Consider the following 25,960-nt stretch of genomic DNA (forward strand, 5'->3'; position numbering starts at 1 on the left):
GGCGCCCCCCCACCCGCCCGGCCTTCGGCCGGCCACCCTCCCCGCAAGGGGGAGGGATAAGAACTACGCCGCGGTCTTGTCCGCCACGTGCAGCACGCCGCGCCTGATCTGATCTTCCTCGATCGACTCGAACAGCGCCTTGAAATTGCCCTCGCCGAATCCGTCATCACCCTTGCGCTGGATGAATTCGAAGAAAATGGGGCCGATCGCATTGGCCGAGAAGATCTGCAGCAGCACCTTGGTCTCGCCGCCTGCGACCACACCCTCGCCGTCGATCAGGATGCCGTTCTTCTGGAGACGCGGCACGTCCTCGCCATGCTTGGGCAGGCGCGCGTCGATCTTCTCGAAATAGGTCTGTGGCGGCGCTGGCATGAAGGGCAGGCCATCGGCGCGCAGCTTCTCGATGGTCGTGTAGATATCCGTCACGCCGCAGGCGATGTGCTGGATGCCCTCGCCGTGATACGTATTGAGATATTCCTCGATCTGGCCGGCATCGCCGGCATCCTCGTTGATCGGAATCCGGATCTTGCCGTCCGGACTGGTGAGCGCGCGCGAGAACAGGCCCGAGGCGCGGCCCTCGATGTCGAAGAAGCGAATCTGGCGGAAGTTGAACAGCTTCTCGTAGAAGCCGGTCCAGACATCCATGCGGCCGCGATGGACGTTATGGGTGAGGTGATCGAGATAGAACAGGCCGGCGCCCTCAGGACGCGGATTCTTGGCGCCGAGCCATGTGAATTCATGATCATAGGCCGAGCCCTTGGCGCCGTAGCGATCGACGAAATACAGCAGGCTGCCGCCGATGCCCTTGATGGCCGGCACGTCGAGCGTCTTCTGCGCTGCGATCGCATCCGCCGGCTCGGCACCGAGCAAAATCGCGCGGTCATAGGCCGCCTGCGCATCGACGACTCGGAAAGCCATCGACGGCGCGCAGGGGCCGTGCGCGGCGACGAAATTGAAGCCGTGAGTTCCGGGCTCTTCGTTGACGAGATAGTTGATGTCGCCCTGACGATAGACCGTGATCTTCCTGGTCTTGTGCTTCGCGACCGGCACATAGCCCATCAGCCTGAACAGGGCGTGGAGTTCTTCGGGCCTCGGATGCGCGTATTCGACGAATTCAAAGCCGTCGGTGCCCATCGGATTATGTGCCGAGATGGTGGCGGCCGGCGCGTCGTGCGGAAACGGACCCATGGTGATCTCCCGAAGCTGATTTGCATTATCGCTTGGCTGGAGTGTCGGTCGTTTGCGACGCAAGGTGCATGCAAACTCGGATAGAATATGCGATATTCATGCACGGTTCACGCATAAAAGAGGCTTTTGACGCATGATCCCGGTGGACGCTTTCGATCTCAAGATGCTGGCCGCACTGCAGAACGACGGCCGGCTGACCAATCAGCAGCTCGCCGATGCCGTCGGCCTCTCTGCCTCGCAATGCTCGCGGCGCCGGATGCGACTCGAGGAGGAGAAAGTGATCTCCGGTTATCACGCCGATCTGTCATCGGACGCGCTCGGCTTCAACGTGATCGCCTTCATCCAGGTGCAACTGGCCACCCACTCGCCGGACAATGCCAAGAAGTTCCGCACGCTGGTGCAACGGGTCGACGAGGTGCAGGAGGCTTACTCGCTCACCGGCGACGCCGACTATGTGCTGAAAGCCGTATTGCGCGATCTCAAGGGATTGTCCGACCTCGTCAACAATGTGCTGATGCCGCATCAGAGCGTGGCGCATGTCCGCTCGTCGATCGTGCTGGATCGGTTGAAGGAAACATCGCGGCTGCCGCTCAAGGCCTAGTTTGGCGACGGATCGCGGAATTCCCTGTTCAACTTCGTCGGCGCTTCTGCAAGGATGGGCAACCGACAACGGCAGGGGAAACAGCATGGCACTGGCGCTGCGGCCAAACTGCGAATATTGCGACAAAGATCTGCCGCCTGCGGCACGCGATGCGCGCATCTGCACCTTTGAATGTACATTCTGCGCGGATTGCGTGGAGACCAAGCTCTTCAACGTGTGCCCGAACTGCGGCGGCGGTTTCGCCCCGCGTCCGATCCGGCCGGCCACCGAATGGCGGCCGGGACTTTCCGTTGCCAAGCGCCCGCCGTCGGACAAGCGCGTGCATCTCTCCCGCAGCCTCGAAGACATCGCCGAGCAGTCGGCGCGTATCAAGGATATTCCGCCGGAGAATCGCTAGCGCTTGTTCGGATCGAAGCGCTTCTCCAGGCCCTTCCAGCAATCCGCATAATCGCTCTGCAACGTTGCCGTCGTCGCAGCGTGTTCCGTCACGCGCTGCGGGTAGCGGGTCTCGAACATGAAGGCCATGGTGCCGGTGAGCTTCACGGGCTTGAGCTCGCCATTGCTGGCGTGATCGAAAGCCTCGCGATCCGGACCGTGTGGCAGCATCATGTTGTGCAGGCTGATGCCGCCCGGCGTGAAGCCCTGCGGCTTGGCATCATAGACGCCGTAAATGAGACCCATGAATTCCGACATGATGTTCATGTGATACCACGGCGGCCGGAACGTGTTTTCCGCCACCGCCCAACGCTCCGGAAAGATCACGAAATCGATATTCGCGGTGCCCGTAGTCTCCGAGGGTGAGGTCAGCACCGTGAAGATCGACGGATCCGGATGATCGAAGCCGATGGCGCCCACCGGCGAGAAGGTGCGCAGATCGTATTTATACGGCGCATAGTTGCCGTGCCAGGCGACGACATCGATCGGCGAATGCGACAGCATCGTCTTGAACAGCGAGCCACCCCATTTCACATAGAGTTCGGTCGGCGTGTCCTTGTCTTCATAGGCGGCCACGGGCGTGAGGAAGTCGCGCGCATTGGCAAGACAATTGGCACCGATCGGTCCGCGCTCGGGCAGCGTGAAAGCGCCGCCATAGTTCTCGCAGAGATAGCCGCGCGCGGCGGCGCCCGTGAGTTCGACGCGGAACTTGACGCCGCGCGGGATCACCACTATCTCGCCTGGCTCGGCATCGATGCGGCCGAATTCGGTGACGAACAACAAGTTGCCCTGCTGCAGCACGAACATCAGCTCGCCATCGGCATTGTAGAAATGCTGATCCACCATCGACTTCGTGATCAGATAGACATGCGCCGCCATGCCGGCCTGGGTGCCGGCATCGCCCGCCGTGGTCATGGTCTGCACGCCCTGCAGGAAGGTCATGTCCTCCTTCGGGATCGGCGCAGGATCCCAGCGCAATTGCGCGATCGGCAGATCGTTCTCGTGGCACGGCGCGGTGCGCCACAGCTTGCTATCTGCCTTCTCGAACCGCCCTGAATGTTTCACCGATGGGCGGATGCGATACAGCCAGGACCGCTCATTGGTGCCGCGGGGCGCGGTGAAGGGCGAGCCCGAGAGCTGCTCGGCATAGAGCCCATAGGCCGCACGCTGCGGCGAGTTGCGGCCGATGGGCAGCGCGCCGGGCAGTGCTTCGGTCTCGAATGAGTTGCCGAAGCCGGACATGTAGCCCGGCGTGACGTTGGACGTCGCACGGCTGATCAGATCGGGATTGGTCGTGATGTTCATTCTATCCTCCCTGAAGCGCGGCCCACATTTCGCGGTCGCGCTTGTCGGTCCAGATCGCGGGATCGTCGATCCCCGAGGCTTCATCGAAGGCACGCGACACATTGAACGGCAGGCAGTGCTCGTAGATCGCAAAGCTCGAAAATTTCTTGTCCATGACGTCACGTGTCGCCGCCATGGTTTCCTTCAGGCTGCGTCCCTTGGCCACCGACATCTCCGCCGCGCCGTAGAGCGACATCACGAAGTCACGCGTCATCGCGATCGCCTCGCGGGTCGTTTCCAATCCCTTCAACGCATCACCGCGACCCGGCGCAATTGCTTTCGGGTTGAAGGCACGGATCTCGTTCAGCGTCGACGGCCATTCGCGCAGCAGCGCATCGCCGCAGTAGCAGGCCGAGTGATATTCGATCAGATCGCCGGAGAACATCACCTCGGCATCTGGCACCCAGGCAACGATATCGCCGGACGTATGACCGGCACCGAGCTGCATGAGACGCACTTCGCGCTTGCCGAGGAAAATCGACATCTCGCCCTCGAAGGTCAGCGTCGGCCAGGTCAGGCCGGGGATGCTTTCGGCATCCTGGAACAGACGCGGGAAACGCCCGAACTCAGAATCCCAATCCTGCTGGCCACGCTCTTCCACCAGCCGATAGGTCTCCTGGGACGCGACCACGCCCTGCGCCTTGTAGGCAGACGCACCAAGCACGCGCACCGCGTGGTAATGCGACAGCACGACGTATTTGATCGGCTTGTCGGTGACCGTTCGCACGCGCTCGATCACCTTGTTGGCCATCGCCGGTGTCGCCTGCGCGTCGAACACGATGCAACCGTCATCGCCGACGATGACCGCCGAGTTCGGATCGCCCTCGGCCGTGAAGGCATAGAGATCGGGACCGATCTCCGAGAAGGTGACCTTCTTCTCGGTCATGTCGGTCGTGGATGCGAAACCCTTGGTCATGCAGCTATTCCTTTCGAATTCCAAAACTGTCATTCCGGGGCACGAGCGGCGTCAGCTGCACGTGAACCCGGAATCTTGATGTGTTCATCACTCCGGGATTCCGGGTCTGCACTGCAGTCGCTGCGCGACTTACGTGCATCCCGGAATGACGAGCTTTCTCATTTCTCGTTCCTCACCGCCGGCAGCCGCCGCTTCGCCAGCGCAATCGCGTCACCGAGCACAGCGGCATCGCCGATATGATTGGCAAGAATCAGCACCAGCGCCGTATCGAGCGCTGCGCTTTGGTCATCGGTCAGTCCGCGATGAGCCTCGACGATTGCACGATAGGCGTCGTCGGGACTGGCGAAATTGGACGCTGTCGACAACACCGTCATGACGCTCTCCCGGAGGCACGCGCGACCGCGGCCTTGATCGCCTGCGAGGTCGGATACCGGAAGCGCGCCGCGATGTAGCCATCGGGGCGCAGCAGATAGGCGTTTCCGGGATCGGCACCGTAGCGCGTCTTGAACAGTCCGGTCTCGTCGCGCAGCGCCGCATCATCGCCGACGACCAGACGCGCCACGCCCTCGGGCAGTTCGATCGCCTGACCGTCCGACTGCAGCACAGTGAAGCCGCGGCCGACTCCGGCGAAACATTCCGAGAGAAACACATGAGCGCCGTCATCGCTGACGAGCGGCGAGTCCGGCATATGCGCGCCCGGCCGCGGACCGCCGGACCAGTCGTCGCTATCGGCGGTCGAGAGCGGCGTCTGATAGACCGACGGCACGGACAGCCGGCCGCCATTAATCATGCGCTTGGCGAAATCAGCCTCTTTGGCGAGTGACAGCACGGCTTGCCGCATGCGCTGCTCCTGCTTCGAATGCGGCGCGATGAAATCCGTCGCATGGGTCGAGGCACGGATGTTCTCGTCCGCGGCCGGACCACGTTCGGCGTCATAGCTCGCCAGCAGCGACGCCGACGCATCGCCGGCCAGCACCATCGCCAGCTTCCATGCGATGTTCTCGGCGTCTTCAAGGCCGGAATTGGCGCCTCTTGCACCGAAGGGCGACACCTGATGCGCGGCGTCGCCGGCGAAGATCACGCGCTCATGCAGGAAGCGCTGCATGCGGCGGCACTGGAATTTGTAGACCGAGATCCACTCGAAATCGAAATCGTCGTGGCCGAGCATGCGCGCGATGCGCGGACGTACTTTCTCCGGCCGCCGCTCCTCGGTGGGGTCTGCGTCCGGTCCGAGCTGCAGATCGATACGCCAGACATCATCGGGCTGACGATGCAGCAGTGCGGACTGGCCCGAATGGAACGGTGGATCGAACCAGAACCAGCGCTCGGTTGGGAATTCCGCGGTCATCTTGACGTCGGCGATCAGGAACTGATCCTCGAACACCTCGCCGGAAAAATCCGCGCCGACCATGCCACGCAGGCCGGAGCGTGCGCCATCGCATGCGACGACGTAATCCGCGCGTAGCGTGTAAGGCCCGTCGGGCGTCTCGACGGTGAGTTCGGCGTGATCGTTGTGCTGAGCCAGCGCGATGACCTTGTTGCGCCAGCGCAGATCAATCTCCGGCAACTGGTGCACGCGATCAACCAGAAAGGATTCAGCGTAATATTGCTGCAGGTTGATGAAGGCCGGCATCTTGTGGCCGGTCTCGGGCAGCAGATCGAACTGGTAGAGCATGTCCGGTCCGAGAAAGATCTTGCCGACCTTCCACACCACGCCCTTGTCGATCATGCGATCGGCGGCACCGAGACGGTCCCAATATTCGAGCGAGCGTTTGGAGAAACAGATGGCTCGCGAGCCATCGCCGATCCGATCGGCGTCGTCGAGCAGCACCACGCGCTGGCCGCGTTGCGCCAGATCGATGGCCAGCGACAGGCCGACAGGGCCAGCGCCCACAATCACTACGGGATGACGCGCTGCATCAACAGCAGGGCGTGCCTGATCGGCATGGCGGCGATAGGCAAACTGACGGACATGTTGCGCCATGGCTCAACCCCTACCCTGCAACCGGATGCATTTTCGGATCAACGCTGGTCTGGCCAACGGACCGCACTCCCTCTAAGATAGTCTCATTTGCAACCATCTAAACGCCGGACCCGTGGCGGCGTCAACAGCAGAATCGGTGGCTCCGTGGCAAAATTCGACCTGTTTCAGTTCGTTCCGTTCCGCCTCAACCGGCTGGCCGCGGAGGTCAGCGCCGCATTGTCCGACGAATATCAGCTGCGCTATGGGCTCGACATTCCGGAATGGCGCGTCATCGCCACGCTGGGCTTTCGCGACGATGCCTGCAGCGCGCAGTTCATTTCGCAATGCACACGCACGCATAAATCCACCATCAGCCGCGCGGTCACCGCCCTGCTGGAGCGTGAGCTCATCGAACGGGTGGAGAACGAAGACGATCGCCGCGCCTTCGAATTGCGTCTCTCCGCGAAAGGCACCGCGCTCTATGAAGAGCTGATTCCGCGCCTGCTGCACAAGGAACGCGACATCCTGTCATGCCTGACGGCGCAAGAGCGCAAGGATTTCACCGCCGCACTCGGCAAGATCGAGCGTAGCCTCGACCTCGTGCAGACGCGGCATGGGCAAAAAGCCGGCGCCTATTGAGCGATTAGCGTTGTCTCGATTTGGCGCATGATCCGATCCGAACACCGGAAGCCACTTTTCGGGATCATGCGCTACGCGCGCACAAAGGAGCGCGATGGCGGCAGATGCAGCGCATAGGCATCGGCCTTGCTGCCCTCGACGCGCGGATAGAGTTCGCGCACCAGCGGATCGTGACCGGGAATGATGCGATCGGGATGGCCCGCGAGGCGCTCGCAGGTGGTCCAGCCGTCGCACATGTCGCCGATATTGTAGACGATCGGAAACGGGCTGCGGCGCTGCATGTTGCCGTAATAATGCGAGGCATCCGAGGCGAGCACCACCGGGCCGCGCGCGGTTTGCACGCGCACGATCTGCAGACCATCGGAATGGCCGCCAACGCGGTGCAGCGTGACGCCCGGAGCAACCTCGCCATCGCCATTATGAAACGTGACGCGCTCATTGAACACGTGTCGCACCATCAAGGTGACGTCCTCCGCCGAGAACGGATGCCGCAGCAGCCCGTTGCACATGCAGCGGCCCGTCGCGTAGCTCATCTCGCGGTCCTGCAGATGGAACCTGGCATTGGGCAGGCGATCGAGATTGCCGGCATGATCGTAATGCAGATGCGTGACGATGACGTCGCGGATATCCGCCGCGCGCACGCCGAAATCGGCCAGCGCATCGATAGGATTGATCGTGAGCTTGCGGCTGCGCTCCTTCGAGGCGGCTTCGTTGAACCCTGTATCGACAAGGATGTCGCGGCCACCGCCGCGGATCAGCCAGACGAAATAATCGAGATCGGCCGCTATTGTCTCATGGGGATCGGGTGCGAGATAATTCATCTGCGGTGTCCGCGGCGTCATCGTGGCATAGCGGATCGCATAGATTTCGTAAGTCGCGCTCATTCGTCCCGTCCCGTTCCTGGTCGTTGTTGTGCGCAACAAGCCATCACCGCCGGAAAAGGTCAAACCGTTCCAGCCACCGGAATGACCGGGAACCGGGACTGCAGCGACAACGCCAGACGCGTGATGAATTGACGCGATAGCTGCTGCCCACACGGCACGTTGACAGCCGCGATCACGCCGGTTTGATAATGCGAATGGCGTGGATTAGTGTCGCTGCGGCGCAAGCCACAGCTTGGACAGCGCCCTCAAGTCTGGACCGGTTTCATTATGAAAATGCGCATTGCTCTGATCGCTCTCCTGACGTTTGCTGCCACGCCCATCTGGCAGGCCTCCGCCGCGGAAGATCGGACCCACCGGATCGCACTGGTGATCGGCAATGCGAAATATCCGGACGCGGAGACTCCACTCAAGGAGCCCCTCAACGACGCCCGCGACGTTGCCGCCGAATTGAAGCGTGACGGATTTGAGGTCGATACCGGGGAAAATCTCGGCGGCGATGGCATGCGCCGGGCGCTCGACAAATTCTACGGCAAGGTGAAGCCCGGCTCGGTAGCCCTGGTGTTCTTCAGCGGCTTCGGCATCCAGTCCGCGCGGCAGAGTTACATGATCCCGGTCGACGCCCAGATCTGGACCGAGCCCGACGTGCGCCGCGACGGCTTCAGCCTCGAGACCGTGCTCAATGAGATCAACGGCCGCGGCGCCGGCGTCAAGATTGCGCTTTTGGACGCATCTCGCCGCAATCCGTTCGAACGCCGGTTCCGCAGCTTCTCCGCCGGGCTCGCTCCGGTGATCGCACCGAGCGGCACGCTGGTGATGTATTCGGCGGCTCTGAGCTCGGTCGTCAGCGATGGCGGCGGCGATCACGGGCTGTTTGTCAGCGAATTGCTGAAAGAAATCCGGATTCCCGATCTCACCGCCGAGCAGACGCTGAACCGGACCCGCGTCAACGTCACCCGCGCGTCGCGCAGCGAGCAGGTGCCGTGGATTTCCTCGTCGCTGGCAGAAGACTTCTCTTTCATAGCCGGAACGCGCCCGGCGTCAGCCGCTGTGGCGGAAGCCAAACCGGCCGACCCGGCGCCGGCTGCGACACCGCGCCCCCCTGCTGTGGCCAAGCCGGAAGTCGTCGCCGCACCTGTCGCCCCAGCGCCTGCTGCACCCACGCCTGTTACGCCCACGCCGGCGGCTCCAGCAGCAGCGCCTGCGCCGGCCGCGGCGCCAACTCCTGCCCCCGCCGTCGTTGCCGAAGTGCCCCGTGACGAAAACAAGATCCTGCTGGCGCTGGCGGAGGATCCGACCGTCAAATCGCTGAACGTCAAACTGACCGACAATCCGGAAGACGCCGGCGCGCTGTATCGCCGTGGCCAGGTCTATGCCAGCAAGGGCGCCTATTCCGCTGCGATCAAGGATTTCGACGCCACAATCAAACTGAATCCCAAGGATGTCGAGGCCTACAACAACCGTTGCTGGGCGCGCACCGTGACCGGTGACCTCGCCGCCGCGCTCAAGGACTGCAACGAGGCCCTGCGCCTGCGCCCGAATTTCGTCGATGCGCTGGACAGCCGCGGCCTGGTCAATCTCAAGAACGGCCAGAGCAAGAATGCGATTGCGGATTTCGACGCTGCGCTGAAGATCAATCCGCAGCTGACTTCATCGCTCTACGGCCGCGGCCTGGCCAAACATCGCCTTGGCCAGACGGCGGAAGGCGATCTCGACATCACCAATGCCAAGGCCATGGACCCGGACATCGTCAAGGAATTTGCCGGCTACGGCGTGCGATAGCACGGCGTCCGATAGCACGGCATCCGATGATCCCCAGAGGTCACCGGAATTTCGCGGGAAAGCCGCAAGAAAATCGCAGGAATCCGCACGCCCGGTTTGAACCTGCGGCGCGCGAGCGGACACTATTGATGGCAAGCCGGAAGCCATCCTGAAGCGATCCGGCACCAGATTTTGTTGGATTTGATTCAAGCGCGTTTCGCGCGACGAAATGAAGGATGCACCCATGTCAAACACATCCGCACGCCCCGGCTTCAAGGCACTTCGCACGATCGCCATGATCAGCGTCGCCCTGTCGTTGACCGCAGGCATCGCTGCAGCGGCTGAGGAAGTGACCTCCGACCAGATCCTGCGCGCATTGGCGCCGAAGAAGCCGCTGACCCGCGGTCTGTCGATGACGCCGCCGGCCGAGCCGGCCGTCAATGCCGCGGAAGGCAAGTTCGTCGACTCCCTTCGCAATCGCAGCACGCGGTCGCTATCGATCGGCGAGCGCGAGCAGATCGCCGCCGTCGCCCAGACCAAGCCGGCGATCGATCTGGAGATTACCTTCGACTACAACTCGGCGAATATCAGCAAGAAGTCGCTGTCCTCGGTGCAGGCCCTCGGCAAGGCGCTGAGCAGCGACGACCTCAAGGGCGCGACCTTTGTGGTCGCCGGCCATACCGACGCCGTCGGCGGCGAGGAATACAACCAGGACCTCTCCGAGCGCCGCGCTGATGCCATCAAGCGCTATCTGACGGACAAATACGGCATCGCCGGCGCCGACCTAGTCACCGTCGGCTATGGCAAGGGCAAGCCGAAGGCCGGCGTGGCGCCGACCGATCCGTCCAACCGCCGCGTTCAGGTGGTGAATATGGCGAACAAGACCACCGCATCCCAATAGAGCTCGGTGGTACCTTCGAGCTTGCTGCGGATTGCCGCACCACAGCGTTCCGTACCACGCGGGACGCTGTTTGCTGTGGTGATCGCGGATATCCTGTATAGATTGCCCCAACCTGCCGCCGCACCGATCGAATGCCCCTGGTGCTCCGTAATACCAAGTGGATCGATCTCGCAATGAAGGCTTTTGCCTGCTTCTCCCCGTCTCTCGCATGTCTGTCGCTGGCGGCCACCATGGTCGCAACCACCTCTATCGGCTTCGCCGCTGAACCCGCACCCGCCGGCTCCGCTTCGCCGAATGGCGCCATGGTGATCGTCGCCAAGGCCACCAATGCCTGCTTCTCCGATCTCGTGCGGGTGACCGGCTTCGTGGTTCCGCGCCGCGAGGCCGTGGTCGGCGTCGAGACCGAAGGTTCAAAGGTCTCCGAAGTACTGGTTCGCGAAGGCGACACCGTCACCGAGAACCAGGAACTGGCCCGGCTGATACCGCCGCCGACAGCAGGCAATGCACGCCCGAATCCGGTGACGCTGCGCGCCCCGGCGGCAGGCCTGATTACCTCCGTGAACACCATCGTCGGCGCGCCCGCCTCGCCGCAGGCCGGGCCGATGTTCAGGATCGCCATCAACAACGAACTTGAACTCGATGCGGAAGTGCCAAGCATCCACATCCTCAAGCTCAACCCCGGCGTCACGGCGCGGATCAGCCGCGACGATCAGCCCGATATTTTCGGCAAGGTGCGGCTGGTGTCGCCGCAGATCGACCGCGTGACGCAGCTGGGCCATGTCCGGCTATCGCTGGCCAGCAACCCGTCGCTCAAGGTCGGTGTCTTCGCCCGCGCCAGCATCGACGCCAAGCGCAGCTGCGGCGTCGCGATCCCGCGCTCGGCGATCGAACACTTCATGGTGCAGCTCGTGAAGGGCAACACCATTGAAACCCGCCGTGTGAAGGTGGGGCTGGTGTCTGACACGTCGACAGAAATTCTCGAAGGCGTCGAGGTGGGCGACATCGTCGTTGCCGATGCCGGCACATCACTTCATGACGGCGACAAGGTCCAGACCATGTTCGTCGATGACCTCGATCGATCGCGGGTGCGTTAATGGCAATGAATATCTCGGCATGGTCGATCCGCCATCCGCTTCCGTCCATCGTCTTCTCGATCATTCTTCTGGTGCTCGGTTGGATCAGCTTCACCAAGCTGGCGATCACGCGGCTACCGAGCGCGGACATTCCGGTGATCTCGGTCGCCGTCTCGCAATTCGGCGCAGCGCCCGCGGAACTTGAAGCGCAGGTCACCAAGACCATCGAAGACGGCGTCTCCGGCGTCGAAGGCGTGCGACACATCTCGTCGTCGATCACTGACGGCCTGTCAGTCACGACCGTGCAATTCGCGCTGGAAACCAACACTGATCGCGCGCTCAACGACGTCAAGGACGCCGTAACGCGCGTGCGCGCCAATCTCCCCCAGAATGTCAACGAACCGCTGATCCAGCGCGTCGACGTGATCGGCCTGCCAATCGTCACCTATGCTGCGATCTCACCGGGCAAGACGCCGGAGCAGCTGTCGTGGTTCGTCGACGACGTGGTGAAGCGCGCATTGCAGGGCGTGCGCAACGTCGCCCAGGTCGAGCGCATCGGCGGCGTCGAGCGCGAAATCCTCGTCTCGCTCGATCCCGACCGTTTACAGGCCGCAGGCCTTACCGCAGTCGATGTGTCCAGGCGTCTGCGCGGCACCAATGTGGACCTCGCCGGCGGACGCGCCGAAATCGGCAAGAACGATCAGGCGATCCGGACACTGGCCGGCGCCAAGACGCTGAACGAACTCGCCGGCACCATGATCAGCCTGCCGTCCGGCGGCGAGGTGCGGCTCGAAGATCTCGGCACGGTCACCGATACCATCGCCGATCGCCGCACCTTTGCGCGTTTCAACGGCGAGCCCGTGGTGGCGCTGGGTATCAAACGATCCAAGGGCGCCAGCGACGTGGTGGTCGCCGCGGCCGTCCAGAAGCGCATCGACGCGCTGAAGGCGTCCTATCCCGACGTCGATCTGAAACTGATCGACACCTCGGTCGACTTCACCAAGGGCAATTACGAAGCCGCGATCTCGACGCTGTTCGAAGGCGCGGCGCTCGCCGTCATCGTGGTATTCTTCTTCCTGCGCGATCTGCGCGCCACGGTCATCGCCGCGATTTCGCTGCCGCTGTCGATCTTCCCGGCCTTCTGGGCGATGGACCTGCTCGGCTTCTCGCTCAATCTCGTGAGCTTCCTCGCCATCACGCTATCGACGGGCATTCTCGTCGATGACGCCATTGTCGAGATCGAAAACATCGTGCGGCATATGCGGATGGGCAAATCGCCCTATCGCGCCGCGCTGGAAGCGGCGGACGAAATCGGCCTCGCCGTGATCGCCATCAGCCTCACGATTATCGCGATCTTTGCCCCGGCCAGCTTCATGTCGGGCATCGCCGGACAATTCTTCAAGCAGTTCGGCATCACTGTCTCGGTGCAGGTGTTCTTCTCACTATTGGCAGCGCGCTTCGTCACGCCTGTGCTGGCGGCCTACTTCCTCAAGGATCACAAGCACGACGATCCACCGCCGGGGCGCCTGCTGCAAGCCTACAACAAGCTCGTGACCCTGTCGGTGAAACGCTACTACGTGACGGTTCTGTTCGGTCTCGCCGTCTTCGCACTGTCGATCTGGAGCATCCAGCTGCTGCCGCAGGGCTTCCTGCCGGCGCAAGACACCGCGCGCTCGCTGATGGCGATGGAATTGCCGCCGGGATCGCAGCTTGCTTACACCGAAAAGGTCACAGAAGATATCGTCGCACGGCTCCGCAAGCGACCTGAAGTGAAGAGCGTGTTCGTCGATGGTGGTCACGTTCCACCCGGCACCTATGAAGTGCGGCGCGCAGCTCTCATCATCAACTACACCCCGAAGAGCGAACGCGACAGCGCACATACACAGCGCCTGCTTGAACTCGATATCAGCAAGGAACTCGAAAGCGTTCCGGATATTCGCTACTGGTTCCTCGACGAGAACGGGCTGCGCGCCATCTCGCTGGTGGTGACCGGCACCGACAGCAATATCGTCGCCAATGTCGCCAGCGAACTGGCGACGCAGATGAAGCGCATTCCACTGATCTCCAACGTGATCTCGGAAACCTCGCTGGATCGTCCCGAGCTGCGCGTGCAGCCGCGTGCCGATCTGGCGGCACGACTCGGCGTCTCCACCGAGAGCCTGTCGGAAACCATCCGCGTCGCCACCATCGGCGACGTCGGCCCGGCTCTGGCGAAATTCGATGCCGGCGATCGCCTGGTGCCGATCCGCGTGCAGCTCGAAGACACGGCACGCGCCGACTTCCAGATCCTCGAACAATTGCGGGTACCGCTTGGCGGCGGGCGCGGCGGCGTGCCGCTATCCGTCGTTGCCGATATCAAGCTCGACCAGGGACCGACAAGCATCAACCGCTACGACAGAGAACGTCAGGCCACCGTGGCCGCGGATCTCGTGGGTACCGCCGCACTCGGCGATGCCCTGAAGAAGATCTACGAACTACCGGTCATGAAGAGCCTGCCGAAGAATGTGAGCGTCAAGCAGTCCGGCGACGCCGAAAGCCTGAACGAACTCGCGGATGGTTTCGCCACCGCAATTTCGGCAGGCCTGATGATGGTCTATGCGGTGCTGGTGCTGCTGTTCGGCACGTTCCTGCAACCGATCACCATCCTGTTCTCGCTGCCGCTCTCGATCGGCGGCGCGATCCTGGCGCTGCTCCTGACGGGCAAGCAACTCACGACGCCTGTCTGGATCGGCATCCTGATGCTGATGGGCATCGTCACCAAGAACGCCATCATGCTGGTGGAATTTGCAGTGGAAGCCATTCGCGAAGGCAAGCCGCGAGAGGTCGCGATCATCGACGCCGGCATGAAACGCGCGCGGCCGATCGTGATGACCACCGTTGCCATGGTCGCTGGCATGATGCCGTCCGCACTGGCCTTCGGGGCCGGTGGCGAATTCCGCTCGCCGATGGCGCTTGCTATCATTGGCGGGCTAATCTTCTCGACAGCGCTATCGCTGCTGTTCGTGCCGGCGATGTTCATGATGATGGACGATGTCGGACAATTAGCATGGCGCTTCGGGCGCAAACTGCTGGCGTCGAGCGGTGAGGAAGACCCGCAAAACGGTCAACCACCCGCCGTCCCGCACAAATAGGCATATGCAATGACCCTGCCCGTCGCCTCTTCCAAGCGAACCACCACATGGGCCAGATTGCTGGTCGCGTTGTCGCTATGCGTGTTCACGCAGCCGGCTCTGGCCGCCGACGATCCTGCTGATGCCCCGAAGGGTGCAGCAGTGACCGTGCTGACCGCCGCGAAGTCCTGCTTCTCCGCGACGGTCGAAGTCTCCGGCATCCTGATCCCGCGCGAGGAAGTCTCGATCCGTCCCGATCGTCCGGGCCTCAAGGTCGCAGAGGTCATGGTCGACGCCGGCGAGAACGTCACCGCGGGCCAGATCCTCGCACGCCTGACGCCGCCCGAAGGCGGCTCGCTGCAAGTGCAGGCGACGGTTGCAGGATTGGTCAGCGCCTCGTCCGCCGTGGTCGGATCACTCGCATCGGCCAAGGGCGAGGCTCTTTTCAACATCATCGCGCGGAGCGAGTTCGAATTCATCGGCCAGGTGCCGACGCGCGACCTGCCGAAGCTGAAAGTCGATCAGCCGGTCAAGGTCAAGGTGATCGGCGCTGGAGAGCTGGACGGTAAAGTGAAACGCGTCGCCTCCACCGTGGAGCCCAACAGCCAGCTCGGCCAGGTCGTGGTCTCGATCACCTCGGGCCGGCGGCTGATGAGCAATTCCTACGCGCGTGCCATCATCAAGACTGGCGAAAGCTGCGGCGTCGCAGTGCCATTGACCGCCGTTCTCTATAGTGCCGGCGGCACCGTCGTGCAGGTGGTGCGGCGGCAGCGTATCGAGACGCGGCGCGTCGAGATCGGGCTGATGTCAGGCGGACGCGTGGAGGTACGCGAAGGTTTGAGCGATGGCGATGTGATTGTCGCGCGGGCGGGCGCCTTGCTGCGCGAAGGCGATCCGGTTCGTCCCGTGATGGCCAGCGCAGACGCTAACAAATAAACGCGATGGGGAAAGCTTAGCTGCCGGCTTTGGCCGTTGCGCTATCGCCGAGCAGGACGTCTTCGACGAGCGACGACGACACGGCAGGAACCTGCTCACCGGCGGTCGCGCGGGTAACCGCAACGCGGGTGTTGGTGAAGACGGACTCGGCACTCGCCGGCTTGGCCTTCATGTTCTTCAGTAATTCGGTTGCGAGCAGGCTGTTCTGACCATCCACATCGTCGGCAACCTTGCCCGGCGTCGCCGAGGTCAGGATCAGCGCATTCTCAGGAACATCGATCGGCGCGAGACCACGGGAGTAACCGCGGAAGCGACGCTCATAGGGATTGCGGCGGGACGCATCCAGCACGACCAGTTTGGCCTGGGCACCCTGCTCCTTCATAATATCGAGAACGGCCTCGACGCTCATGCCATCGCGACGGATGTCACGCTCTTTCCAGATCGCGGCATCGACCGGGATCATGTAGCTCTGGCGGCCGACCTGGACGCCATAGCCGCCGAAATACAGCATCACGACGGTTTCAGGCTTGATCTTGGCCTTCAGGCGCTCGACAGCGCGGGTCATGTCATCGCGGGTCGCGTCTTCCACCACATCGACGTCGAAACCGTCGCGGCGGAGTGCGCTCGTCATGGCACGTGCATCATTGATCGGCTGGCTCAGCGGCGCGCCGGCGTCGGGGTAATGACCGTTGCCGATCACCAGCGCGATGCGCGACGCCTTCGCCACGGGATTGATCGTCCCGGTCACCGTCTCGGCCTGTGCGGCTTCCAGCGAGCGCTTGTTCAGCGCGGCATTGGCGCCAAGCACCAGCGACACCAGACCGACAAAAGCTGCGGCCACAGTGATCGAGCGACGGGATACGCGAAACTGCCGTACGTTCATAACGTCATTCCTGCTCATCGTTCAGGCACAACCGTGGGTCGCGCGAACGTCGAAATAGGTTTGAAGGGATGCCAAACCAATGAGTATTAAATGCGCTCAATTTGCGGCATCGCAGCAAACTGGTTGTTAACCCGCCAGGGCCACCCGGGCAACCGGTAAAGGCCGGGATTTAAGACAGGGTTACTGACTGACCAGGCTAAGGTCTTGAACGCGCTTGCGCTTCACGCAATTGTAATCCCGACCGATTCGTGCAACTTTTCAAAGGCTTGCAGGTGTCGGGAGGCGATTGCGCCGCAGCAGCGGCGGGCGGTTTTCGAAGCGTGCGCAGGGACCGCACTGAAAGAAACCTCATGGGTGTGACTTATTTTGCCGGCGCCGCATACCGCGCGCTGACAGCCAGCAAGGACGGCCCGTCGCTTTACGACCTCTGCGACCCCCTCTTTCACAAGCACACCGGCGGCGACGCCCATATCGTCAAGTTCTACAAAACTGCGCTCGGCAATGCCGCGCTCCGCCCGTTACTTTGCCGCGCGGGCCTGCCCGAGCTGCGCGATCCCTCCCGGTTCAAAGCCTTACAGCAGGCCCTGAGAGCGGCGCGCGACGACGAGAACCCCGATTGGGAAGCCATCGGCCAGCCCATCGCCGAGCTGCTCGACACGGTTACATTGAGCCATCCAAAGCCGAAGCCCGTGACGGCGTCAGCGCAGGCGCCGTCGCTGCGCGAGATCGACAATGTCATCAAGGCCTGCGGCACGCATCTGCTGCGCTCGTTCGACCGCAACGGCTTCATTCCTACTTACGCCGCGTTCAACCTGATCGGCGATCCCGACATGCATGGCCGCGATTTCCTGATGGCCCTGACGGGCCTCAATTCGCGCGGCTACAAGAATTCGACGCTGCTGTTCACCCTCGCGCGCATCTTCATCGCCCGCTCACCGGCCGGAAAACTCATCAATCCGCCATGGACCGGCATTGCCGAACCCATGTGGGAGCCGGTGCAGATCCGGCATCGCTCGGCCTATTACGACGCCTTCTTCACCGAGGCGCTGCTCAGCTTCGGCGAAACCGGGCTGCCGTCGCCGGACCAGACGACATCCTCGCGCCGCGCCATCGATGCGATGGTTGAATTCTGTCTGGTCACCAGCCGCGAGGAAGTCCGCTCGCATGACGGGACGAGCGTGAACGTCATCACCGCGCTGGCGCCGCCGCCGCATCCGCGCTTCAGCCGGCTGTTCGCACAGATCAAGCAGGACCTCGGCTTCGGCATCTATGTGCCGGACTGCGACACCACCGCCTGCTCGTTCTCCGCCGCCACACAGGCCGGCTCCACCGACCCGATCCTCGATCAACCCCTGCTCGACTTCTATGCCGGTTATCAGGTCGGCAACGGCAGCAACGAGCCGATGGTCACCGTGCCGATCAACGACCACATCGACTATGACGGCGCCATCGTCACCTGGATCGACAATCTCGCGGGCGAACGGCCCTATGGCAACGATCTCGATCCGACGCTCAATCTCGACGTGCTCGAGGTCTCGTTCCGGAATCTCGTCCGCTGGAAGGTGATGGAGACGCCGACACGTCTGGAAACGATGCAGCGGATCATCGGCTTCCAGCGTCGCCTCGTGGCATCCGGCGCCTTCGCCGATCCGAAATCGCACATCTACTATCTGCCGGAGCTCTACAGCGCCTATTTCGGCCGCTGCTATGCGGCTTTCCGTGAATTGCCGGCCGCGACGCAACAGGCCATCGATACCGACGGCACGTTCGACTTCATCCGCCTGCGTGTGCTCGCTTATGTGCAGGACGAGTTGATTGCGTGCGAGATGAATACCTTCGATGCGGCACTCGCACTGATCGCGCTCGGACATCTCGGCGGTGAGCTCGCGCATTTCGCACCTGCGCTGCGCTGCATCATCACGGCAACAGGCGAAGGTGGCCGCAAGGGCCCGTTCAAGGCCTATGAATGGAACAAGATGAAAACGCCGACACGGATTCTCGTCGGCGGTCCCGAAGTGACCTCAGCCTTCGTGCTGATGGGTCTCGCGCTGGCGCGGCGGAGAATGATGAACGGCCACGCGGCATAGTTCATCGCGCGAAGTTGAAGGTATGAAGGAGCGACTGCGCTGGCATGGGCGGCGAAATGCCCGCACTGTCTCCGGATTGTCGTCATGATTTTGCAATCAAACGGTTCGATGCGCATGTTCCGCACCTTCTCTCTTTTTATCGCAATGCTTTGCATTCCCGCACTGGCACAGGCCGCCGACGTGACCGGGGTGCCGAAGATTCGCGATGGCGACCAGATGACCATTGGCGCGACCCGCATCCGGCTCGCCGGCATGGACTCGCCCGGTCTCGATCAGTTGTGCCTGAATGCCGCCGGCGAGCGCTGGACCTGCGGCGTCGCGGCACATGAAGCGCTTGTTGAACATGTCGGCGACAAGAGCTGGACCTGCCACGTGCTACGGACCGATCGCTTCGGTCGCTCGGTCGCCAGATGCGAGGTGGACGGCGAGGATATCAGCCAATGGATGGTAAAGAGCGGCTGGGCGCTCTCCTATGTGCGCTTCTCGCATGCCTATGATGCCGACGAGAAAGCCGCACGTGAGGCCAAGGCCGGACTTTGGGCCGGCGCATTCTTTGCGCCCTGGGACTGGCGCGTACGCAACAAGAAAACCACCATTCTCGGCTCGATCAAGCCTCCGGAGGATGCCTTGCCGATCCTGCTGGCCTCGGCATCCGGCCACGTGGCGCCGTCGCCGGCCTGCCGGATCAAGGGCAACGTCAACCGGGCCGGCGTCTGCATCTACCACACGCCCGAAAGCCGCTGGTATGCCAAGATCAGCATGCGGATCAGCAAGGGAACACGCTGGTTTTGCTCTAAAGAAGAGGCCGAAGCCGCCGGCTGCCGCGAGACCCGACGATGACATCGTGGCGCTGACGTGGCAGGTTCCCCGCTCAGATTCGATCGAGCGGAACCGTGGCTGACCTGCAGACGGATGTCATTGCGCAAAAACAACGCCGCAGCCGGACATTCCGGGCGGCGCGGCTGACGCTGCTCGCTTTGGTCATCTATGGCGGCATCGCCTATCTGTTGCTCCCGGAACTCTGGACTCATTACGAGCACCAGAAGAGCCTTGCCGGATTGCCGATGACGACGATGACCGCGCAAGGCATTCCCGGCGATCCCATCAATGTCGGCCTGATCGGCGACAAGAAGGACGTGCTGTGCGCGATGCATGCTGCCGGCTGGTATCCCGCCGATCCCGTAACCTTGCGCTCGTCCCTCGAGATTGTCGGCAGCGTCCTGCTCGACCGCCCCTACCGCGAAGCACCGGTGAGCCCGCTGGTTTATCTCGGCCGCCGCGAGGATCTCGCTTTCGAGAAGCCGGTCGGCAACAGCGCTGATCATCGCCACCACATCCGGCTCTGGAAGGTCCTCGACAAGGGGCAGGAAGATCGCCCGGTCTGGCTCGGCGATGCGACTTTCGATCGCAGCGTCGGGATCAGCAAATACACCGGCGCGATCACGCATCACATCGCCGCCGATATTGACGCCGAGCGCGCGGTGCTCGCGGGCGATCTCGAAAAGGCCGGCATGGTCGAGGCCAAATATCAGGTCACCGGAATCGGCCCAACCGTCGCCGGCCACAATGGCGGCGGCGACCTGTACTACACGGATGGCGAAGTCTGGATCCTGCGGCTGGTGGTGGCCTGTGCCAAACACGACGGCCCTCCCGAGACGATCCCGAGCCCGGCGGCGACCGAGATCAAGGACCAGATTTTCCAGGCCATCGCGAATGTGATCGGGCGTGATGCGCTGACTCACTAAGCAGTGAAATTCAAACCACCTCACACGCGCTTTGATTTCGCGCTGCGCCATGGCACCATGGCCAAAAATACCAACAAGGATTGAAAATGGTCGTTCGTGCAGGTCGTGAATTTCTCGCCATCCCCGGCCCCACCACGATGCCAGACGAAGTATTGCGGGCGATGCATCGTCCGCCGCTGGATATCTACTCCAAGGAAATGGTGCAGCTCACATTCGGGCTGCTGCGCGATATCGGCACGTTGTTCGCCACTAAAGGCAACACCTATATGTATATCGCCAACGGGCATGGTGCCTGGGAAGCGACGCTCACCAATGTGCTGTCGCGCGGCGACAAGATCCTGGTGCTGGAAAGCGGGCGATTCGCGGTCGGCTGGGGCCATGCGGCGCGCGCCATGGGCGTCGAGGTGCAGAGCCTGAAGGGCGACTGGAATCGCGCCATTCGTCCTGCCGAAGTTGAAGCAACGTTGCGACAAGACACCAAGCACGAGATCAAGGCTGTGCTTGCAGTGCAGATCGACACGGCGTCAGGCGCGTTCAACGACATTGAAGCCATCGGCAAGGCGATCAAGGCCGCCGGTCATCCCGCGCTGTTCATGGTCGACACCGTGGCGTCGCTCGGCTGCATGCCATTCGAGATGGATGCATGGGGTATCGATGTCGCCATGTCAGGCTCACAGAAGGGCCTGATGACACCGCCCGGCCTCGGCTACGTCGCGGCGAATGATCGTGCGCGCGAAGTGCACAAGACTGCCAATCTGCGCACGCCCTATTGGGACTGGACCGAGCGCGACGGCGACGAGCACTACCGGAAACATTCGGGCACCGCGCCGGTGCACCTGATGTTCGCGCAGCGTCAGGCCATCGACATGCTGTTCGACGAAAAGCTCGTCAACGTATTCCAGCGCCATCGATTGCTGGCGGAAGCCGTGCGCCGCGCCGTTGCCGTATGGGCCGATGGCGGCGTACTCAGCTTCAACATCATCGAGCCGAAAGAACGTGGCAACACGGTCACGACGGTGCGGATGGACAACCCGACGCCGTTGCTCGATTACTGCCGCGACAAATGCGGCGTCATTCTCGGCGTCGGCATCGGCGACCTGCACGGAAAAGCATTCCGTATCGCCCATATGGGCCATGTCAACGCGCCCATGATTCTCGGAACGCTCGGCGTGATCGAGATGGGACTGCAGGCGCTCGGCATTCCGCACGGCAAGGGCGGCGTCACGGCGGCGGTCAACTTCCTCGGCGAAAGCGTCGCGCCCTAAGGTCCGCTCTCAACCTCGCCGTGGTCGCGGCGGGTTTCCGGCATCACCAGCCAGATCAGCAACAAGCCAAGCCCGGCGACGCAGGCCAGGCCGACAAAGGCAACCGGCGCGCCGAGCTTGTCGGCGACGAAGCCGGCGGTCACCGTGCTGAGCGACGCGCCGATGCCGGTGGCGGTGCCGACAATGCCTTGCGCAAGGCTGAAGCGACCGCTGCCAAAGGCGATGTCGGCGACGATCAGCGGGATCATCACGCTGAACACGGCTGCAGTGACGCCGTCGAAGACCTGCACGGCGACCAGCGCAAACGGGTCGGTGACCACGGCGAATAGCAATCCGCGAATCACGAGCGCGGCGAAGGCGATCAGCAGCAGCGGCCGGCGGCCCCATTGCTGCGCCTTTCGGCCGACCGTCGGCGAGGTCGCCGCGACGATGGCCTGCGGTACCACGATGCAGAAGGCGATCAGCGCCGGTGCCCAATCGGCCGAGCGCGTCGTGACGACGCCCGCCATCAAAGGCAGCATCGCGGCATTGGCAAGCTGCAGCAGCAGCACAGCGCAGGCGAAAATCAACAGTGGTTTCTGGCGCACCAGATCGCGAAAACGGATCGGCTTCTTACTCTCGGCCTCTTTGGTGCCGGCACCATGGGCCTGAGCAGAGTTGATCTCCTGGGGCCGAATCCGCGACAGCGCATAGAGCACCGGCAGCGCCAGCAAGAAGGTGACGATAAACACCGACCGGCTGGACAGCAGATAGCCGCAGGTGCCCATGACGGCGGCAGCGACGCCATTGCCGAGCGAGGCGAAGCGCGCATTGCGCCCCAGCCGTTCACCGATCCGCATCGGCCCGACCAGCCCCAGGCTGATAGCGGCAATCGCGGGGCCGAGCACACAGCTCGCCATCGCATGCAACGTCGCTGCCGCGACGATGACAGGAAACACCGGCAGCGCCGCGTAGGCTAGCGCACAGCCGCCGATCGTTGCGACCGCGGCGCCGGCGACCAGCCGCGTCGAGCGCGCCGCATCGATGATCGCACCACCCGGAATTTGGCCGAGCAGCGCGACGATGCCCCCGATCGACAGCACGAAGCCGATCTCGACCTGCGTCCATTTCTGCGTGGTGAGATAGACCGCGACGAACGGACCGAATCCGGTTTGCACATCGGCGAGAAAGAAGATGAACCAGTCGAGCCCGCGCAGGCTCTGCTTCGACGGCTCAGGACCCCGCTGCGGCTCCTGCGGGCCCAGCTCGGACTCCGGCGCAATCCCCGGCGCACAGGCGACCTCAGGCACCGCCGCGACATCATCGCGGCGGGAGAGATCAGCTGCACGTGTGGTCGCGTGAACCGCCAATTAGCGCTCCTGCATGGTGAGAGGCGGAAACCTCAGCGGCGTCAGTGTGCCGGACGCGCCGAGCACGACGATGGGCTGGTCGTCCTTGTATTCCGGCGCGGCACGCACCTGTTCGCGCGTGAGATCGAGCGTGATGCTGGCGGTCTTGTCGGCCACGTTCCAGAAATGCAGCGCCCCCCAATCGACCACGATCTTGCGCGAGCCGACCCCGAGGAATCCGCCGAAGTCGATGACCGCGCCGCGCACCTGTCCCGCGCGATCGACGATCACGTCGGCAATGCGTCCCATATTCTCGCTTGCGGGACTGCGCACGTCGCGGCCGAGAATGCCCTTGGCATCGAAAGCGTCGATCACCGTAACCGATGGCGGCTTGGCGACAGGCGCAGACGCGACCGGGGGTGGCGTTGCCGGCTGCACGGCAGCCGCATCAGGTGCGGGCGACGGCACGGACGGCTGCGCTTCAGGGGTGGATTTCGCTGACGACGCGGGCGGAGGCACAGGCGCATCCGCCGCCTGGCACACGGCCACGGCGTTCAACGCCAACGCGACAGCCAATCCGGCAACGGTGCGAATTGCAGGCATAGAAACTCCCTCACTCACGCGTTTCGCTGATGGGCACGACCCCAGCGCCAGGCGACGCGTCAATGCGTCAATACGATCGATACCTGGATTTGACCGCGGGTTCGCAGCACTTCCAGCGACACATCGTTCTCGTGTTTGCGCAGGCAGAGATCGACGCTCGACTCGCCGAGCCGGAGATCACGCAAAATGACGTATTGCAGGAAAGCGGGCAGCCGCGGATTGCGGAAACGAATCTCGCCGCGCGCGACATCGAATTCGATTCCTAACGCTGCCTCGAGCAGAGTATACGGCGTTGCGCTGGCCCAGGCCTGCGGCGCGCAGGCCACCGGATACAAGGTCGGGCCGCGGCGTTTTTCGCGCTGAAAGCCGCAGAACAATTCCGGCAATCGTCGCAAGTCCATATAGGCCGCGGTGTCGAACAGGCCCTTGAAGACGGCCTCGACCGAATGCTTCAGGCCATAGCGTGCCAGACCGAGTGTAATCAGCGCATTGTCGTGCGGCCAGATCGAGCCGTCATGATAGGACATGGGATTGTAGCGCGCCTCCCCGCGCGCAATGGTGCGAATGCCCCAGCCGGTGAAGAAATGCGGACGCATCAGGTCAGCGGCGACCATGCGCGCACGGTCTTCACGGACGATGCCGGTGAACAGCAACTGGCCCGCATTGGAGGCGCGAACCGCGCAAGGCATCTTCTTGCCGTCGAGCGCAAGCGCATAGGTGCCGAGTTCCTCGCACCAGAAAGCTTCCTCGAACCGCGCAGCAAGATGCTCCGCTTCGGCCTCGAGCTGCCGGGCCTTGTCGGGCAGGCCTATGCGCAATGCGAGACGCGACGCCAGATGCTTGGCGGCGAAGACATAACCCTGCACTTCCGCCAGCGCGATATTGCCCTCAGCGAGCTTTCCATCGGCATGGAAGATGGCGTCATACGAATCTTTCCAGCCCTGGTTCTGAAGCCCCTGTTCGGTAGCGCGCTGATATTCTACGAAGCCATCCTTGTCGGGATCGCCCGGACCGTCGATCCATGCGAGGGCCGCCTCAACGGCCGGCCACAGCTCGCGCAGGGTTTCATCATCGCCGGTGCGCTCGACATACATCCCTGCGAGCATCACAAAGAGCGGCGTGGAGTCGACGCTGCCGTAATATTGCGCGAACGGAACTTCGCGGAGCGCAGCCATCTCGCCGCCGCGCATTTCGTGCAGGATCTTGCCGGGCTCGGCATCCGCCAGCGGATCGACCGATTTCGCCTGAAATGCCGCAAGCCGTTTGAGCACGCCGCGCGCCACGCGCGGATCGATCCACAACAGTTGCAACGCCGTGATCAGGCCATCGCGGCCGAATGTCGTGGAGTACCAGGGAATACCGGCATAGGGGTATCGCCCCTGCGGCGTATTCGTCATCAGGATGCTGAGATCGGCCATCGCCTGGCAGAGCACCTCGTTGAAAATATCATTCGAGGTCTCGACCGTCGCCGCACCCTTGCTGAAATTGCGCATCTCGCGGCGATGCGCGAGCAACCCACGAAAGAACGGCACAGGCTTGTGGCCGGCCTCGGCGTTGCAACTGGCGGCAACGAACAGCGACGTCGTTTGCTGCGGCTTCAGCTCGAAGTGGTAGGTCGCGGTATTGGCTGCCAGCCGCGTCGGGCGCGGATCGAAATGCACCATCGTGCTAAGCGACCGGCCGTCGAGGCCGGTATATTCCAGCGCAACGTCACTCGGTCCGATCAGGCGACTCGTGGCGATGCCGCGATGCTTGCGTTTTTCGCCGCGCACCTCGAACAGATCGGCAAAGTCATTGTCGAATGTGAGCGTCAGATCGAAACTGGCGCGGTGTTCGCCGTGATTTTGCAGGCCGATCCGCTGATAGGCCGCACCACGCCACAGGAAGAACGTACGCACGATGTGCAGCATATCTTTCTGCAGCACGAGGCGGCCGTTGCGATAGATATCCGGATTGGTCAGATCGACGGTCAGCGACGAGTTGTCATCGCGCAGATTCGAGCCGAGCAACAGCGGCTGAACGTCATTCAGTGCCAGTTCCAGCCGCGCGAGATAACGCGTATCGGCATTGAACAGGCCATCCGGCCCACCCGCGGACGCGCCGATGTCACCATGGCTGTCGAGCACCACGAACGTATCGTCGTGCTTGAGCGCACGCCGCGGACGCGACGCAGGACCCGTCATCGGAATGTAAAACGGCGATTCGACTGCCTTTTGATCGGCGATAGCGTTCAACTTGGTCGCGGCGGCATCGATGGGCATGGACGACCTCGGCCGGTTGTAAGGTGAAGACAGGCACAAA

General features: G+C 62.8%; 22 protein-coding genes. 12 read left to right on the forward strand and 10 right to left on the reverse strand.

Annotated features, from left to right (window positions below; genetic code table 11):
• Positions 1–63 precede the first annotated feature (63 nt).
• The gene (hppD, locus tag AB8A38_RS17615; RefSeq protein WP_439086876.1) at positions 64–1,188 is read right to left on the reverse strand and encodes a 4-hydroxyphenylpyruvate dioxygenase; all 1,125 of its coding nucleotides are present in this window, start codon (positions 1,186–1,188) and stop codon (positions 64–66) included.
• 133 nt (positions 1,189–1,321) lie between these two features.
• Between hppD and AB8A38_RS17620 the strand changes: the two genes are divergently transcribed.
• Positions 1,322–1,789, forward strand: a complete 468-nt coding sequence (locus AB8A38_RS17620; protein ID WP_315840204.1) for an Lrp/AsnC family transcriptional regulator — start codon at positions 1,322–1,324, stop codon at positions 1,787–1,789.
• Between the two features lie 85 nt (positions 1,790–1,874).
• Positions 1,875–2,186: a DUF1272 domain-containing protein gene (locus AB8A38_RS17625; RefSeq protein ID WP_439086877.1), complete on the forward strand. Its 312-nt coding sequence runs from the start codon at positions 1,875–1,877 to the stop codon at positions 2,184–2,186.
• On the opposite strand, the gene hmgA is transcribed toward AB8A38_RS17625, so the two are convergent.
• The 4 genes from hmgA to AB8A38_RS17645 form a co-directional block, all read right to left on the reverse strand.
• A complete protein-coding gene (gene hmgA / locus AB8A38_RS17630; RefSeq protein ID WP_439086878.1) occupies positions 2,183–3,529 on the reverse strand; it encodes a homogentisate 1,2-dioxygenase in 1,347 nt (448 codons plus the stop codon). The two genes, AB8A38_RS17625 and hmgA, sit on opposite strands and share 4 nt — an antisense overlap.
• Before the next feature lies 1 nt (position 3,530).
• A complete protein-coding gene (locus tag AB8A38_RS17635) occupies positions 3,531–4,484 on the reverse strand; it encodes an MBL fold metallo-hydrolase (protein ID WP_439086879.1) in 954 nt (317 codons plus the stop codon).
• A 158-nt stretch (positions 4,485–4,642) separates the two neighbouring features.
• Positions 4,643–4,858 carry a DUF2783 domain-containing protein gene (locus tag AB8A38_RS17640; RefSeq protein WP_315840201.1) on the reverse strand — a complete coding sequence of 72 codons (216 nt, stop codon included), beginning with the start codon at positions 4,856–4,858 and terminating at the stop codon, positions 4,643–4,645.
• Positions 4,855–6,468, reverse strand: a complete 1,614-nt coding sequence (locus tag AB8A38_RS17645) for an FAD-dependent oxidoreductase (protein WP_439086880.1) — start codon at positions 6,466–6,468, stop codon at positions 4,855–4,857. Before AB8A38_RS17645 ends, AB8A38_RS17640 begins: the two co-directional genes overlap by 4 nt.
• Before the next feature lie 144 nt (positions 6,469–6,612).
• Here AB8A38_RS17645 and AB8A38_RS17650 point away from each other — a divergent pair, with 144 nt between their 5' ends.
• Positions 6,613–7,086 (forward strand): MarR family winged helix-turn-helix transcriptional regulator, encoded by a 474-nt coding sequence (locus AB8A38_RS17650; protein ID WP_439086881.1) that lies wholly within the window; start codon positions 6,613–6,615, stop codon positions 7,084–7,086.
• Between the two features lie 71 nt (positions 7,087–7,157).
• On the opposite strand, the gene AB8A38_RS17655 is transcribed toward AB8A38_RS17650, so the two are convergent.
• Positions 7,158–7,970 (reverse strand): N-acyl homoserine lactonase family protein, encoded by an 813-nt coding sequence (locus AB8A38_RS17655; RefSeq protein WP_439086882.1) that lies wholly within the window; start codon positions 7,968–7,970, stop codon positions 7,158–7,160.
• 267 nt (positions 7,971–8,237) lie between these two features.
• Here AB8A38_RS17655 and AB8A38_RS17660 point away from each other — a divergent pair, with 267 nt between their 5' ends.
• From AB8A38_RS17660 to AB8A38_RS17680, 5 genes are all read left to right on the forward strand, one after another.
• Complete coding sequence (locus AB8A38_RS17660; RefSeq protein WP_315840197.1) at positions 8,238–9,749, forward strand: caspase family protein; 1,512 nt, start codon at positions 8,238–8,240, stop codon at positions 9,747–9,749.
• Positions 9,750–9,972: 223 nt separating this feature from the next.
• Entirely contained in the window at positions 9,973–10,629 is a 657-nt protein-coding gene (locus tag AB8A38_RS17665; RefSeq protein ID WP_439086883.1) for an OmpA family protein, read from the forward strand.
• Between the two features lie 230 nt (positions 10,630–10,859).
• Complete coding sequence (locus AB8A38_RS17670; protein WP_315844309.1) at positions 10,860–11,723, forward strand: efflux RND transporter periplasmic adaptor subunit; 864 nt, start codon at positions 10,860–10,862, stop codon at positions 11,721–11,723.
• Positions 11,723–14,833 (forward strand): efflux RND transporter permease subunit, encoded by a 3,111-nt coding sequence (locus tag AB8A38_RS17675; RefSeq protein WP_439086884.1) that lies wholly within the window; start codon positions 11,723–11,725, stop codon positions 14,831–14,833. The genes AB8A38_RS17670 and AB8A38_RS17675 overlap by 1 nt, the downstream gene beginning before the upstream one ends.
• A 9-nt stretch (positions 14,834–14,842) precedes the next feature.
• Complete coding sequence (locus AB8A38_RS17680; RefSeq protein ID WP_439086885.1) at positions 14,843–15,748, forward strand: efflux RND transporter periplasmic adaptor subunit; 906 nt, start codon at positions 14,843–14,845, stop codon at positions 15,746–15,748.
• Positions 15,749–15,764: 16 nt separating this feature from the next.
• Here the strand turns inward: AB8A38_RS17680 and AB8A38_RS17685 are convergent, their stop codons facing one another.
• Positions 15,765–16,631, reverse strand: a complete 867-nt coding sequence (locus tag AB8A38_RS17685) for a caspase family protein (RefSeq protein ID WP_439086886.1) — start codon at positions 16,629–16,631, stop codon at positions 15,765–15,767.
• Positions 16,632–16,981: 350 nt separating this feature from the next.
• Here AB8A38_RS17685 and AB8A38_RS17690 point away from each other — a divergent pair, with 350 nt between their 5' ends.
• The 4 genes from AB8A38_RS17690 (at position 16,982) to AB8A38_RS17705 (ending at position 21,728) form a co-directional block, all read left to right on the forward strand.
• The gene (locus AB8A38_RS17690; protein ID WP_439086887.1) at positions 16,982–18,718 is read left to right on the forward strand and encodes a hypothetical protein; all 1,737 of its coding nucleotides are present in this window, start codon (positions 16,982–16,984) and stop codon (positions 18,716–18,718) included.
• Between the two features lie 114 nt (positions 18,719–18,832).
• Entirely contained in the window at positions 18,833–19,558 is a 726-nt protein-coding gene (locus AB8A38_RS17695) for a thermonuclease family protein (RefSeq protein WP_439088549.1), read from the forward strand.
• A gap of 53 nt (positions 19,559–19,611) precedes the next feature.
• Positions 19,612–20,463 carry an LssY C-terminal domain-containing protein gene (locus AB8A38_RS17700; RefSeq protein WP_089266719.1) on the forward strand — a complete coding sequence of 284 codons (852 nt, stop codon included), beginning with the start codon at positions 19,612–19,614 and terminating at the stop codon, positions 20,461–20,463.
• A gap of 86 nt (positions 20,464–20,549) precedes the next feature.
• Positions 20,550–21,728: a pyridoxal-phosphate-dependent aminotransferase family protein gene (locus AB8A38_RS17705; RefSeq protein WP_439086888.1), complete on the forward strand. Its 1,179-nt coding sequence runs from the start codon at positions 20,550–20,552 to the stop codon at positions 21,726–21,728.
• Here AB8A38_RS17705 and AB8A38_RS17710 read toward each other — a convergent pair.
• The 3 genes from AB8A38_RS17710 to AB8A38_RS17720 form a co-directional block, all read right to left on the reverse strand.
• Entirely contained in the window at positions 21,725–22,990 is a 1,266-nt protein-coding gene (locus AB8A38_RS17710; protein WP_439088550.1) for an MFS transporter, read from the reverse strand. The genes AB8A38_RS17705 and AB8A38_RS17710 overlap by 4 nt on opposite strands.
• 87 nt (positions 22,991–23,077) lie before the next feature.
• Positions 23,078–23,659: a PRC-barrel domain-containing protein gene (locus tag AB8A38_RS17715; protein ID WP_315840191.1), complete on the reverse strand. Its 582-nt coding sequence runs from the start codon at positions 23,657–23,659 to the stop codon at positions 23,078–23,080.
• Between the two features lie 59 nt (positions 23,660–23,718).
• A complete protein-coding gene (locus AB8A38_RS17720; protein WP_439086889.1) occupies positions 23,719–25,920 on the reverse strand; it encodes an amylo-alpha-1,6-glucosidase in 2,202 nt (733 codons plus the stop codon).
• Between the last annotated feature and the right edge of the window lie 40 nt (positions 25,921–25,960).

It is taken from the genome of Tardiphaga sp. 839_C3_N1_4, assembly GCF_051811045.1.
Classification (GTDB): domain Bacteria; phylum Pseudomonadota; class Alphaproteobacteria; order Rhizobiales; family Xanthobacteraceae; genus Tardiphaga.

Coding starts and splice junctions, on each gene's coding strand:
- AB8A38_RS17705 (WP_439086888.1), top strand. CDS start 20,550: ATGGTCGTTCGTGCAGGTCGTGAATTTCTCGCCATCCCCGGCCCCACC.
- AB8A38_RS17665 (WP_439086883.1), top strand. CDS start 9,973: ATGTCAAACACATCCGCACGCCCCGGCTTCAAGGCACTTCGCACGATC.
- AB8A38_RS17670 (WP_315844309.1), top strand. CDS start 10,860: ATGGTCGCAACCACCTCTATCGGCTTCGCCGCTGAACCCGCACCCGCC.
- AB8A38_RS17640 (WP_315840201.1), bottom strand. CDS start 4,858: ATGACGGTGTTGTCGACAGCGTCCAATTTCGCCAGTCCCGACGACGCC.
- AB8A38_RS17675 (WP_439086884.1), top strand. CDS start 11,723: ATGGCAATGAATATCTCGGCATGGTCGATCCGCCATCCGCTTCCGTCC.
- hmgA (WP_439086878.1), bottom strand. CDS start 3,529: ATGAACATCACGACCAATCCCGATCTGATCAGCCGTGCGACGTCCAAC.
- AB8A38_RS17685 (WP_439086886.1), bottom strand. CDS start 16,631: ATGAACGTACGGCAGTTTCGCGTATCCCGTCGCTCGATCACTGTGGCC.
- hppD (WP_439086876.1), bottom strand. CDS start 1,188: ATGGGTCCGTTTCCGCACGACGCGCCGGCCGCCACCATCTCGGCACAT.
- AB8A38_RS17690 (WP_439086887.1), top strand. CDS start 16,982: ATGGGTGTGACTTATTTTGCCGGCGCCGCATACCGCGCGCTGACAGCC.
- AB8A38_RS17660 (WP_315840197.1), top strand. CDS start 8,238: ATGAAAATGCGCATTGCTCTGATCGCTCTCCTGACGTTTGCTGCCACG.
- AB8A38_RS17620 (WP_315840204.1), top strand. CDS start 1,322: ATGATCCCGGTGGACGCTTTCGATCTCAAGATGCTGGCCGCACTGCAG.
- AB8A38_RS17625 (WP_439086877.1), top strand. CDS start 1,875: ATGGCACTGGCGCTGCGGCCAAACTGCGAATATTGCGACAAAGATCTG.
- AB8A38_RS17645 (WP_439086880.1), bottom strand. CDS start 6,468: ATGGCGCAACATGTCCGTCAGTTTGCCTATCGCCGCCATGCCGATCAG.
- AB8A38_RS17655 (WP_439086882.1), bottom strand. CDS start 7,970: ATGAGCGCGACTTACGAAATCTATGCGATCCGCTATGCCACGATGACG.
- AB8A38_RS17680 (WP_439086885.1), top strand. CDS start 14,843: ATGACCCTGCCCGTCGCCTCTTCCAAGCGAACCACCACATGGGCCAGA.
- AB8A38_RS17695 (WP_439088549.1), top strand. CDS start 18,833: ATGTTCCGCACCTTCTCTCTTTTTATCGCAATGCTTTGCATTCCCGCA.
- AB8A38_RS17715 (WP_315840191.1), bottom strand. CDS start 23,659: ATGCCTGCAATTCGCACCGTTGCCGGATTGGCTGTCGCGTTGGCGTTG.
- AB8A38_RS17720 (WP_439086889.1), bottom strand. CDS start 25,920: ATGCCCATCGATGCCGCCGCGACCAAGTTGAACGCTATCGCCGATCAA.
- AB8A38_RS17635 (WP_439086879.1), bottom strand. CDS start 4,484: ATGACCAAGGGTTTCGCATCCACGACCGACATGACCGAGAAGAAGGTC.